Raw genomic sequence first — 13176 nt, forward strand, 5'->3', positions numbered from 1 at the left:
GACAAACTGCACCAAGACTGTATAAACAAAAGAGAACGCCCATGAGTCAGCCCCAAGGTTACTTCGATCCTCGCTTTGAATCCGTGCGTGAACTGTTTGCGCAACAGCAGACCGATCCGCAGGCACGTGGCTCGGCGCTATGCGTTACCGTGGGTGGCGAGACCGTGCTGGATTTGTGGCAAGGCGTCATGGACAAGGACAACAGCCAGGTCTGGGAGCAGGATACGCTGATCAACGTGTTTTCCTGCACCAAGCCATTGGGCGCGGTGGCCTTGCTGCAGCAGGTCGAAGCGGACCGGATCGGCTTGGATGACCGAGTGGCTGAGGTCTGGCCGGAGTTCGCTCAGGCGGGCAAACAGCAGATCACCCTGCGACAGCTTCTCAGCCACCGGGCCGGGTTGTCTGCCATCAGCGAACCGCTGGATCCAGAGGCGCTGTTTGACTGGCAGGCGATGACCAGGGCTGTTGCTGCTCAGCAGCCCTGGTGGACTCCCGGAGACTCACATGGTTACGCCCCGCTGACCTACGCCTGGCTGCTGGGTGAGCCGTTGCGGCGGTTGACCGAGCAGATGCCGGGAGATTATCTGCGTGATCACGTCTGTGCTCCACTGGGTATGGATTTCCATGTCGGCGTTGCCGATGCGGACTTGCCGCGCATCGCCCATGTTTCGCGTTTACGCAACCAGCAGGGTGATCAGTATGCCCGGGATCTGTTCGCGGCCATGGGTGATCCCCAGGGGTTGGCGTGGAAGGCCTTCGGCAACCCGAGTAGCCTGCAGACCAGCACCAACAAGCCAGCCTGGCAGCAGGCCCAGATCCTGTCCGCCAACGGCACCGGCAATGCCCGCTCGCTGGCGCGTTTCTGGCAGGTCATGGCCCACGGTGGCAGTCTTGACGGAACACAGCTGCTGGATACCGAACTGGTTGCGCTGATGCGCCGGGAGCACAGCGTCGGTATGGACCGCACGCTCCGCTGCCCAACCCGTTTCGGGCTGGGTGTCATGCTGGAGCAGGAATGGCAGGGCGGTAGTTTCGGTATGGGCGCCAACGCCTTCGGCCATCCGGGTGCCGGTGGTGCTATGGGTTTTGCCGATCCGGATGCCCAGGTCGGGTTTGGTTATGTGACCAATACCATGGGGCCTTATGTGCTGACCGATCCGCGTGCCGGTGAGCTGAGCCGGGAAGTATATCGCTGCCTGCGCGAGCGCGATTGAGCGATCTTGTCCGAGGTCAATGGTTGCCACGCAGCAGCGGTGCTAGGCTTGTGTCATCACCTTTCAGGAGTACATGAATGAAGCTCAGCATCGCCGATATGCGCCGCAACTACACCCGTGATGGTCTGCTGGAGAGCCAGGCAGCGGATGATCCCATTGTCCAGTTCGGGACCTGGTTCAGTCAGGCGGTGGACGTCGAGCCAAACGAGCCGAACGCTATGATGCTGGCCACCGTCGATGTCGACGGTCAGCCGCATCTGCGTACGTTGCTGCTCAAGGGCTTTGACGAGCGGGGCTTCGTGTTCTTCACCAACTACCAGAGTGCTAAGGGTGAGCAGCTGTTGGCACACCCGCATGCCGCCATGACCTTCTGGTGGCACGATCTGGAACGTCAGGTGCGTATCGAGGGTGCGGTTGAACAGGTGAGTGGCGAGGAGTCGGATGTCTACTATCACAGCCGGCCATTGGGTAGCCGGCTCGGTGCCTGGACGTCGCCGCAGAGTCAGGTGATCAGTGGCCGTGAGGTGCTGGAGCAGCGCCTTGCCGCAGTCGAGGCAACCTATGCTGAGGTGCAGCCACCACGCCCTTCGCATTGGGGTGGCTTCCGTCTGGTTCCGCAGATGATCGAATTCTGGCAGGGGCGTCCAAGCCGTCTGCATGATCGTTTGCGCTATTGTCTGGAAGGTGGGAGCTGGCGACGGGAACGGCTGGCGCCATAACAATCGCTGGAGGAAAGTGGGGTTTGAAAGACAAAAACGGCTGGCAACCTGAGTTGCCAGCCGTTTTGCATTACAGCAGCATTGACCGAATATCACCCAGCAGTTCACCCAGACGCTTGGTGAACAGGGCTGCGGCAGCGCCATTGACGGCGCGGTGGTCGTAGGACAGGGACAACGGCAACATCAGGCGTGGCTCGAAAGCCTTGCCGTCCCACACCGGTTGCATCGTCGCACGGCTGACACCGAGGATGGCGACTTCCGGCGTGTTGACGATCGGTGTGAAGTAGGTGCCACCGATGTGCCCCAGGCTGGAGATGGTGAAGCAGGCACCTTGCATGTCGTTGGCCGACAGCTTCTTGTTGCGGGCCTTGTCCGCCAGCTCTGCGGCTTCGGCTGCCAGTTCCAGAAGACTCTTCTTGTCCACGTCACGGATCACCGCGACCAGCAGACCGTCCGGGGTGTCCACGGCAAAGCCGATGTGCACGTAGTTCTTCTGGATCAGCTGCTTGCCGTTGGGCGCCAGCGAGACGTTGAAGTTCGCCTGTTCGCGCAACAGGTGAGCACAGGCCTTGAGCAGGAACGGCAGCACGGTCAGCTTGACGCCGGCCTTTTCTGCAACGGCTTTCTGCGCCTTGCGGAAGTCTTCCAGCTCGCTGATGTCGGCCAGGTCGAACTGAGTGACGTGCGGCACGTTCAGCCAGCTGCGATGCAGGTTACTGGCACCGATCTGCTGCAGACGCGTCATGTCTTTCAGTTCCACTTCGCCGAAGCGGCTGAAGTCGACCTCCGGCACCTGCGGAATGCCCGCGCCACCGGTGGCGGCAGCGGCGTTGCCGGTTTCCTTGCTCTTGCGCATCACGTTCTGCACAAAGCTCTGCACGTCTTCCTTGAGGATGCGATTGCGCGGACCGTTACCGGTGATCTCGGTCAGATCCACGCCGAACTCTCGGGCCAGCTTACGCACGGCAGGGCCGGCATGGACTTTCTTGTTGCCGCGGCTGGGCGCACCAACCGGGGCTGGAGCGGACTGCTTGGCGGCAGGTGCCGGAGCACGTTCTTCCTTGGCCGGAGCTGCAGCTACCTCTTCTTTCGCTGGCTGAGAGGCTGCGGGAGTCGGCTCGGCTTCTTCAGCTTCACCTTCCACACGCATGCGCAGCATCAGATCGCCGGTCTGCACTTCCTGCTCCAGCTTCACTTCGATGGCTTCGATCACCCCTGCTGCCGGCGACGGAATTTCCATGCTGGCCTTGTCTGATTCCAGCGTCAGCAGGCTCTGCTCGGCCTCCACGGTGTCACCCACCTGGACCATCAGCTCGATAACCCGAGCGCTGCCGTCGCCGATATCCGGGATATTGAACGACTGCGTGCTGCTTTCAGCTTTCTTCGGCGCCGGTTTCTCGGCCGGAGCCGGAGCCGGGGCTGCCGCTTCTTGCTTGGCTGGCTCTTCGGCTGCTTCAGCTTCCGAGGCCGCGCCTTCAACCCGGATGTGGATCATCAGGTCGCCGGTCTGCACTTCCTGATCCATCTGTACATCGATGGACTCGATAACACCGGCGGCCGGCGCGGGAATTTCCATGCTGGCCTTGTCGGACTCCAGAGTCAGCAGGCTCTGCTCAGCCTCGATGCGATCGCCCTTGGCAACCATGATCTCGATGACCCGAGCAGCGCCGTCGCCGATATCCGGGACCTTGAACGATTGCACGCTGCTTTCGGCCTTCGCTGCGGGCTTTTGCGCCGCAGCGGGTGCTGCTTCCTGCTTGGCAGGCGCTTCGGCCTTGGACTCCTCGGCAGGCTGCTCCTGGCTCGGCGCGTCTTCGGCGCCGGCCACGTCCAGCTCGATCAGGTCGTCGCCTTCCTTGAGCGTGTCACCCATATTGATCTTGATGGCTTTCACCACCCCGGCTTTGGGGGAGGGGATTTCCATGCTGGCCTTGTCAGACTCCAGTGTGACCAGACTCTGCTCGGCTTCGACGCTGTCACCCACCTTAACCAGGATTTCAATGACCTCACCTTCGCCGCCGATGCCCGGTACTTTGATTACTTCACTCATGGCATCTCTCCTCAGCAGTCCAGTGGGTTGGGTTTGTTCGGGTCCAGACCGAAGGTGGCCTGCGCTTCAACCAGTACTTCAGGTTGCAGCTCGCCATTCTCGACCAGTGCCGACAGCGTGGAGTAGACGATCCAGCGGCGGTCGACCTCAAAGAAGTCGCGCAGTTTGCGGCGGGTATCGCTGCGTCCGAAACCGTCGGTGCCCAACACCTTGAAGGTGCCTGGTACCCACTGGCGGATCTGCTCGGCGTACAGCTTCATGTAGTCGGTAGCCGCGATCACCGGCCCGCTGCGCTCGGCCAGATTCTGCTCGACAAAGCTCAAGCGCGGGCTGTCGGACGGATGCAGGCGGTTCCAGCGTTCGACATCCAGGCCGTCGCGGCGCAGTTCGTTGAAACTGGTCACGCTCCAGATGTCTGCGCTGACACCGTAGTTGTTGCGCAGGATCTCAGCTGCTTCGCGCACTTCGCGCAGAATGGTGCCGCTGCCCATCAGCTGGACGTGCTGTTTGCCTTTTTCCTTGGCTTCATCCAGCAGATACATGCCGCGGATGATGCCGTCTTCCACGCCTTCGGGCATGGCTGGCTGGGCGTAAGCCTCGTTCATCACGGTCAGGTAGTAGAAGACGTTTTCCTGCTCTTCCATCATGCGACGTGAACCTTCGCGGATGATCACCGCCAGCTCGTAGCCGTAGGTCGGATCATAGGAGCGGCAGTTCGGAATGGTCGACGACAGAATGTGGCTGTGACCATCTTCATGCTGCAGACCTTCACCGTTCAGGGTGGTGCGGCCGGCGGTGCCACCGATAAGGAAGCCCTTGGCGCGGCTATCGCCAGCGGCCCAGGCCAGGTCACCGATACGCTGGAAGCCGAACATCGAGTAGAAGATGTAGAACGGCAGCATCGGCTGGTTGTAGGTGCTGTAGGCGGTCGCGGCGGCAATCCAGCTGGACATGGCGCCTGCCTCGTTGATGCCTTCGTTGAGGATCTGACCTTTCTTGTCCTCGCGGTAGAACATCAGCTGGTCCTTGTCGACTGGCTCATAGAGCTGACCGACGGACGAGTAGATGCCCAGCTGGCGGAACATGCCTTCCATACCGAAGGTACGGGCTTCGTCCGGTACGATGGGGACGATGCGCTGACCCAGCTCCTTGTCCTTCAGCATCTGCGCGAGGATACGCACGAACGCCATGGTGGTGGAAATCTCGCGCTCACCTGTGCCGTCGAGGATGGCTTTGAGGGTGTCCAGGGGCGGGATCGGTATCGGGCGGCTGGTGGTCCGGCGCTGGGGCATGTAACCGCCCAGGGCCTCACGGCGCGAGTGCAGGTACTTGTACTCGGGCGTGCCTTCCTCAGGACGGTAGAAGGGCAGCTTCTCCAGTTCTGAGTCATTGAGCGGAATGCCGAAGCGGTCGCGGAAGGTCTTCAGACTCTCTACGTCGACCTTCTTGGTGTTGTGCGCGGTATTCTGCCCCTGGCCTGCGCCGGTACCATAACCTTTGATGGTCTTGGCCAGAATGACGGTAGGCTGACCTTCGTGATGGACAGCTTCGTGGTAGGCCGCATACACCTTGTACGGGTCATGACCGCCGCGGTTGAGCTTCCACACTTCCTCGTCGGTCATGTTCTCGACCATCTTCTTCAGTTCCGGGCGAGTGCCGAAGAAGTGTTCGCGTACGTAAGCGCCGTCGTTGGCCTTGTAGTTCTGATAGTCGCCGTCCACGGCTTCTTCCATGCGTTCCTGCAGCAGGCCGTCGATATCCTTGGCCAGCAGCGGATCCCACAGACGGCCCCAGATGACCTTGATCACGTGCCAGTCGGCACCGCGGAAGTTACCTTCCAGTTCCTGGATGATCTTGCCGTTACCACGCACCGGCCCGTCGAGACGCTGCAGGTTGCAGTTGATGACGAAGATCAGGTTGTCGAGTTTTTCACGGCCGGCCAGGGAGATGGCACCCAGGGACTCCGGCTCGTCGCACTCGCCGTCGCCCAGGAAGCACCAGACCTTCTGTTTGCCCGGCTCGATGAAGCCGCGGCTTTCCAGGTACTTCATGAAGCGTGCCTGATAAATGGCCTGAATCGGCCCCAGACCCATGGACACGGTGGGGAACTGCCAGAAGTCGGGCATCAGCCAGGGATGCGGGTACGAGGACAGGCCGTTGCCGTCCACTTCCTGGCGGAAGTTGGTCATCTGCTCTTCGCTGATGCGACCTTCGAGGAACGCGCGGGCGTAGATGCCCGGTGAAGCGTGACCCTGGAAGAAAACCAGGTCGCCGCCATGTTCTTCGGTGGGTGCCTTGAAGAAGTAGTTGAAGCCGATGTCATACAGAGTGGCGCTGGAAGCAAAGGTGGAAATATGACCACCCAGATCCGGGTCCTGCAGGTTGGTGCGCATGACCATGGCCAGCGCGTTCCAACGTACCATGGAGCGGATGCGGCGTTCCATGAACAGGTCGCCGGGCATCACGGTTTCATGATCGACCGGGATAGTGTTGCGATAGGGGGTGGTGATGGCATACGGCAGACGGGTGCCAGTGCGGCTTGCCAGTTCGCCCATACGCTTGATCAGATACTCCGCCCGACCTTCGCCCTCGGCATCGAGAACGGATTCCAGGGCATCGAGCCATTCCTGGGTTTCGAGTGGATCGATATCATCATGCTTCATATTGTTCTCCAGACCTTGTGGGTCCCATAGTGGAAAAGCAATTGCATTGCCGGAGCGGGGTGATGAGGCTCGGAATGCAATGGTCAACGGTGCGTGTAGTTTTACTACAAAATGAACAAAAAAACTATCCATGCACGCGAATTTCTGTAGTGAAACTACAATGATGCCCCAGGCTTTTGTGGCTGTGCTCTTTTCCGTAAACCTCAGGCATGGCAATCTGCATCTTTCGAATGTCTTCAGGATAGACCATGTCTCTTTCGTTGCTGCCTACATTACCAGACGTCCTCCAGCGACTGGTGGATCACCATCTGGCGCAGTGGCGGCTTGCCGTCCGGGAAGCCGGGTTGGAAGCTGACCTGGTGCAGTTGGGGGACACTTTCATTACCGAGTTGCAGCAGGTACTGGCAGGCAGTGATTTCGTGGCCGAGCAGCTGCGTCGTGATCCGCACATGGCCTGGCGACTGGTTGAAGATCAGCGCCTGTGGCGATCTCTGGCAGCCGGCGAAATGGCCGGGCTGCTGGCCGAGACTCTGGCACCGGCGACAACCGAGGAGGAGTTGGCACGGCTGTTGCGCCGTTTCCGTCAGCAACACCAGGTGCGCATCATATGGCGTGATGTGCTGCTTCACGCGCCGACTCTGGAAACCACCCGCGATTTGTCAGATATGGCCGACGTTTGCCTGGAGCAAGGCTATCGCTGGCTCTACCGGCAGCTGAGCGAAACGTTGGGTACGCCTTGCGATGCCGCTGGTCAGCAGCAGCACCTGGTGGTGCTGGGTATGGGCAAGCTGGGCGCCCATGAATTGAATCTGTCCTCGGATATCGACCTGATCTTCGCCTATCCGAGTTCCGGTGAAACTCAGGGCGGGCGGCGCAGCCTGTCCAATCAGGAGTTCTTCACACGCATCGGCCAGCGCCTGATCAAGCTGCTGGATGAGGTGACGGTGGATGGCTTCGTGTTCCGTGTGGACATGCGCCTGCGCCCCTACGGTGACAGCGGCGCACTGGTGTTCAGCTTCAACGCCCTGGAACAGTACTACCAGAGCCAGGGCCGTGACTGGGAACGCTACGCGATGATCAAGGCGCGGGTGGTGGCGGGCGACCAGCAGGCCGGTGCCGAGCTGCTGTTGATGCTCAAACCCTTCGTCTATCGGCGTTATCTGGATTTTGCCGCCATTGAAGCATTGCGCAATCTCAAACTGATGATCCAGCGTGAAGTTAAGCGCAAGGGGCTGGAGGACAACGTCAAGTTGGGTTCAGGGGGCATTCGTGAAGTGGAGTTCATTGGTCAGGCTTTTCAGCTGATCCATGGCGGGCGAGACCGCAGCCTGCAGCAACGGCCGATCCTGCCAGTGCTGGATGTGTTGGCCACTAACGTCTATCTGCCAGATGAAGCGGTGGACGAGCTCAAGGGCGCCTATCTGTTCCTGCGCGATACAGAGCATGCTCTGCAGGCGATCGATGACCGGCAGACGCAGATGCTGCCGACCGATGCGCTGGGCCGGGCGCGCGTAGCGCTGATCATGGGGTTTGACTCCTGGGATGAATATCTCGTCCAGCTGGATCTGCAGCGCAGCAAGGTTGCCAGGCATTTTGCCGGGGTGATTGCCGACCCGGATGACGACGAGGATCAGCCGCAGGCGGACTATGCGGAATGGATACTCCTGTGGGATGACCTGCCCGAAGCGGAAGAGACGCAGGAGCAGCTGGCCGAGGGCGGCTTCAAGGACCCGGTCCGTGCCTGGAGCCTGTTAAGCAATCTGATGAGTTCGACGCGAGTGCGGGCCATGCAGCGCATGAGCCGCGAGCGGCTCGACATCTTCATGCCGCGGCTGTTGGGCATGGCATGCGAACAGGAAGATCCGGATCTGGCGCTGGAGCGCGTCATGCCGTTGGTCGAAGCGGTGGCCAGACGCTCCGCCTACCTGGTATTGCTGACGGAAAACCCCGGCGCCTTGCATGAGTTGCTGGTGCTGTGTTCCGCCAGTTCGTTGGTTGCAGAACAGATTACCCGTTACCCGGTGGTGCTGGATGAGTTGCTGAACTCCGGACGCCTGTATCGCCCCCCGGAAATCGCCGAGCTGGTGGACGAATTGCGCCAGGAACTGGTGCGCATTCCCGAGGATGATCTGGAGCAGCAGATGGAAGTGCTGCGCTACTTCAAACGCGCCCACTTGCTGCGTGTTACCGCTTCCGAAATCGGTGGCGGTCTGCCGCTGATGAAAGTCAGTGATTATCTGACCTGGATTGCCGAGGCGATCCTGCAGCAGGTGCTGGAGCTGGCCTGGAGTGACATGGTCCGGCGTCACGGTGTGCCGCGGCGGCATGACGGCAGCCCCTGTGAGCTGGATTTCATCATTGTTGGGTACGGGAAGGTCGGCGGTATCGAATTGGCTCACGGGTCAGATCTGGATCTGGTGTTTATTCATGACGGTGACACTGATGCGGAGACCGATGGGCCGCGCCCACTGGACGGCGGCCGTTTCTATACCCGGCTGGGCCAGCGCATCATCCACATCCTCACTGCTCAGACCATGTCCGGTGCGCTCTATGATGTGGACATGCGCCTGCGCCCCTCCGGCGATGCCGGTCTGCTGGTGACCTCGCTGGACGCTTTTGCCCGTTATCAGCGGGAGGAGGCTTGGACCTGGGAGCACCAGGCTCTGGTGCGCGCACGCCCATTGGCGGGTTGCCCGCGCCTGGGTGACAAGTTCATTGCCCTGCGCGCCGATGTGCTGGGGGGCGAGCGGGATGCGGACAAGCTGCGTCAGGATGTGCTGATGATGCGTCAGAAAATGCGCGACAACCTGGCCACACAGGCGACCAGAGGCGGTTTTGACGCTGCCGCCTTCACTGCTGAGGCCCAGTTTGACCTCAAGCAGGACGCGGGAGGTATCGTTGATATCGAATTTATGGTGCAATATGCGGTTCTGGCCTGGTCGTGCCGGTACCCCGAGTTACTGCGCTTTACGGATAACATCAGAATATTGGACGGGCTGCGTGACGCCGGATTGATCGCCGGCGAGGACGTTCAGCGTTTGCAGGAGGCTTACAAAGCCTACCGGGCAGCGGCCCATCGCCTGGCTTTGCAGAAGCAGCCGGGGAAAACACCTGGCGACCAGTTTCATGACTACCGACATGACATCATCCGACTCTGGCAGCAATGGCTGCCGGACGCCGCGGGTGCCTGAATAAGGCTAATATTCAGTCAGTGCGGCAGGCATGATCAGGCCGGAAAACGATAGGAAAGCGCCGCCGGGCCTCCCCGCAAGCGGACGCGGATTCCTGAACCCTAGATAGATATATGAATGGAGCTGGCTGTTATGTCGATGGCTGATCGTGATGGTGTTATCTGGTTTGATGGTCAAATGGTTCCCTGGCGCGATGCCAACGTACATGTGCTGACCCACTCGCTGCACTATGGCATGGGCGTGTTCGAAGGCATCCGTGCCTACAACACCGACCAGGGCACCGCCATCTTCCGTCTGCAGGCGCATACCGACCGTCTGTTTGACTCTGCCCACATCATGGGTATGAAGATTCCCTACACCAAAGAAGAAATCAACGAGGCGTGCCGCGCCGCGGTGCGTGACAACAATCTGGAAACCGCCTACGTGCGCCCGCTGGTGTTCTACGGTTCCGAAGGCATGGGTATTCGTGCTGACAACCTCAAGGTGCACGTTGTTATTGCTGCTTGGTATTGGGGTGCCTATATGGGGGACGAGGCTCTGGAGAAGGGTATCAAAATCCGCACCAGCTCCTTTACCCGTCACCACGTCAACATCACCATGACCCGTGCCAAATCCACCGGTGCCTACATGAACTCCATGCTGGCGCTTCAGGAAGCGGTTTCGGCCGGTGCTGACGAAGCACTGCTGCTGGACCCGGAAGGTTACGTCGCAGAAGGCTCCGGCGAGAATATCTTCATCGTCAAGGACGGTGTCATCATCACCCCGGAAGTCACTGCCTGCCTGAACGGCATCACCCGTGGTACCGTGCTGGCGCTGGCTGAGGAGATGGGCATCAAGGTGATCGAGAAGCGCATTACCCGAGACGAAGTCTATATCGCTGATGAAGCCTTCTTCACTGGTACCGCCGCTGAAGTCACCCCGATCCGGGAAGTGGATTGCCGTCAGATCGGTATCGGTAGCCGCGGCCCGATCACCGCGAAGCTGCAGAAAGCCTATTTCGATCTGGTCAATGGCAAGGACAGCGCGCGCAGTGAATGGCTGACGCTGGTCAAATGACCGTGACAGACTGCAAGGGGCACATGGCAAGCTGTGAGCGGTTGCTCGCCGTTTGCCATCCGATACCGGCCGTTTGCAGTTTGTCGTTTGCAGCCTGGCGTTTGCAGAGCTTATGAGAATTCTTATTGTTGGTCCCAGCTGGGTCGGTGACATGGTCATGGCGCAAACGCTGTTTGCCTGCCTGAAGCTGCGTCACGGCCCGGACTGTCTCATTGACGTTCTGGCCCCGGAATGGAGTCGGCCGATCCTTGAGCGCATGCCCGAGGTCAATCAGGCGCTGAGTTTTCCACTGGGCCATGGGGTACTGGATATTGCCAGCCGCCGACGTATCGGCAAGAGCCTGGCTGGTCAATACGACCAAGCTATCCTGTTGCCCAATTCCCTGAAATCGGCCTTGGTGCCGTTTTTTGCCGGTATTCCCCAGCGCACCGGTTGGCGCGGGGAAATGCGCTATGGATTGCTGAACGATATCCGGGTGCTCGACAAGCAAGAGCACCCGCTGATGATCGAGCGGTTCATGGCGTTGGCATGGGAGCGCGACCATCAGCTGACGCGCCCCTATCCTCGCCCGACGTTACAGATCGATCCGACCAGCCGAGCAGAGGCATTGGCCCGTTTTGGCTTGGAGCTGGATCGTCCGGTCCTGGCGCTGTGCCCGGGTGCCGAGTTCGGCGAGTCCAAACGCTGGCCATCCGAGCACTACGCTGCGGTGGCGGACCAGAAGATCCGTCAGGGCTGGCAGGTCTGGCTGTTCGGTTCGAAGAAGGATCATCCGGTTGGTGAGCAGATCCGTGATCGCCTGATCCCCGGCCTGCGCGAAGAGTCCAGCAATCTTGCTGGTGAAACCAGTCTGGCCGAGGCGATCGATCTGATGTCCTGTGCCACGGCCGTGGTCAGCAATGATTCGGGGTTGATGCATGTGGCTGCGGCGCTGAATCGCCCATTGGTAGCGGTATATGGCTCGACCTCGCCGGATTTCACCCCGCCGCTGGCCGAGCAAGTGGAGGTGGTGCGGCTGGGGCTGGACTGCAGTCCATGCTTCGACCGCACCTGCCGTTTCGGCCATTACAATTGTCTGCGTGACCTTGAGCCGCAGCGGGTAATTGGCGCGCTGGATCGTCTGGTCGGCGATCCGCTGGCCGACCCCCAGAGTCTGTGATCATGCGTGTCCTGCTGATCAAGACCTCTTCGATGGGGGACGTCATTCACACCCTGCCGGCGCTGACTGATGCGCAGGCGGCGATTCCCGGTATCCGTTTTGATTGGGTGGTGGAGGAGAATTTTTCGGAGATCCCACTCTGGCATCCAGCAGTGGCCGAGGTGATTCCCGTGGCCATCCGGCGCTGGCGCAAGAGCCCGCTGAAAACGCTGCGTTCCGGCGAGTGGCAGCGCTTCAAGCAACGCTTGAAGAACCATAAATACGATCTGGTTATCGATGCGCAGGGCTTGCTGAAAAGCGCCTTGCTGACACGCTACGCTAAGGCGCCGGTGGCGGGTCTGGATAGTGACTCGGCCCGTGAGCCGCTGGCCAGTCGGCTGTATGATCAGCGTATCAATGTGCCTTGGGGTCAGCATGCGGTGGAGCGGGTACGGCAACTCTTTGCCCAGGTGCTGGGCTATCAGGTGCCAGCCGGTACCGGGCATTACGGCCTGAACCATGCTTACCTGGCCGGAGAGCAATCGACCGAGAACTATGTCGTGTTTCTGCACGGTACCACTTGGGTCACCAAGCATTGGCCGGAGCTGTACTGGAAACGTCTGGCGCAGCTGACGGTGGAGCAGGGCGTTCAGGTCAGGCTGCCCTGGGGTAATGACGCCGAAAGAGCCCGGGCCGAGCGCATAGCCGACGGCATCGAAAGTGTGCAGGTATTACCCAGAATGCCGTTGGCCGGCATGGCGCGGATACTCGCGGGTGCGCGTGCCTGCGTTGCCGTCGATACCGGGCTGGGGCATCTTGCTGCTGCCTTGGATGTGCCGACCATTTCACTGTTCGGACCGACCAATCCCGGCTTTACCGGTGCCTATGGTGCGGTACAGATTCACTTGGCCAGCGACTTTCCCTGCGCACCCTGCATGAGCAAGACCTGTCAGTACCAGCCGACGCCAGCCGATGCGAAGCAGTTTGATTTGCGCCAGGAGTTGCCGCTGTGCTTTACCCGACTGCAGCCCGAGCGGGTGATGACGCAACTGGAAGGTCTGCTTCTGGAATCTGCCGGCACTGACGGCCGCCGCTGCTGACCCAAGCTCTGCGTGGGAACGCCTGCTGGGACGCTCTGCGTCCCG

General features: G+C 60.4%; 8 protein-coding genes. 6 read left to right on the plus strand and 2 right to left on the minus strand.

Annotation, left to right across the window (positions count from 1 at the left end):
• Window positions 1-41 precede the first annotated feature (41 nt).
• Both INT39_RS05070 and pdxH read left to right on the plus strand, forming a co-directional pair.
• On the plus strand, window positions 42-1214 hold the full coding sequence (locus INT39_RS05070) for a serine hydrolase domain-containing protein (RefSeq protein WP_193072306.1): 1173 nt from the start codon (window positions 42-44) through the stop codon (window positions 1212-1214).
• 77 nt (window positions 1215-1291) lie between these two features.
• Window positions 1292-1933 (plus strand): pyridoxamine 5'-phosphate oxidase, encoded by a 642-nt coding sequence (pdxH, locus tag INT39_RS05075; RefSeq protein WP_193072308.1) that lies wholly within the window; start codon window positions 1292-1294, stop codon window positions 1931-1933.
• Window positions 1934-2003: 70 nt separating this feature from the next.
• On the opposite strand, the gene aceF is transcribed toward pdxH, so the two are convergent.
• Both aceF and aceE read right to left on the minus strand, forming a co-directional pair.
• Window positions 2004-3983: a dihydrolipoyllysine-residue acetyltransferase gene (aceF, locus tag INT39_RS05080; protein WP_193072310.1), complete on the minus strand. Its 1980-nt coding sequence runs from the start codon at window positions 3981-3983 to the stop codon at window positions 2004-2006.
• 11 nt (window positions 3984-3994) lie between these two features.
• Entirely contained in the window at window positions 3995-6646 is a 2652-nt protein-coding gene (gene aceE / locus INT39_RS05085; RefSeq protein ID WP_193072318.1) for a pyruvate dehydrogenase (acetyl-transferring), homodimeric type, read from the minus strand.
• Between the two features lie 248 nt (window positions 6647-6894).
• Between aceE and glnE the strand changes: the two genes are divergently transcribed.
• The 4 genes from glnE to waaC all read left to right on the plus strand — a co-directional run bounded on the left by glnE (window position 6895) and on the right by waaC (window position 13131).
• A complete protein-coding gene (gene glnE / locus INT39_RS05090) occupies window positions 6895-9837 on the plus strand; it encodes a bifunctional [glutamate--ammonia ligase]-adenylyl-L-tyrosine phosphorylase/[glutamate--ammonia-ligase] adenylyltransferase (RefSeq protein WP_193072320.1) in 2943 nt (980 codons plus the stop codon).
• 132 nt (window positions 9838-9969) lie between these two features.
• Complete coding sequence (locus INT39_RS05095) at window positions 9970-10893, plus strand: branched-chain amino acid transaminase (RefSeq protein WP_193072322.1); 924 nt, start codon at window positions 9970-9972, stop codon at window positions 10891-10893.
• Window positions 10894-11005: 112 nt separating this feature from the next.
• Window positions 11006-12052: a lipopolysaccharide heptosyltransferase II gene (gene waaF, locus INT39_RS05100; protein ID WP_193072325.1), complete on the plus strand. Its 1047-nt coding sequence runs from the start codon at window positions 11006-11008 to the stop codon at window positions 12050-12052.
• A gap of 2 nt (window positions 12053-12054) precedes the next feature.
• Window positions 12055-13131, plus strand: a complete 1077-nt coding sequence (gene waaC, locus INT39_RS05105) for a lipopolysaccharide heptosyltransferase I (RefSeq protein ID WP_193072337.1) — start codon at window positions 12055-12057, stop codon at window positions 13129-13131.
• Window positions 13132-13176: the final 45 nt, after the last annotated feature.

The organism is Pseudomonas sp. FME51 (assembly GCF_014897305.1).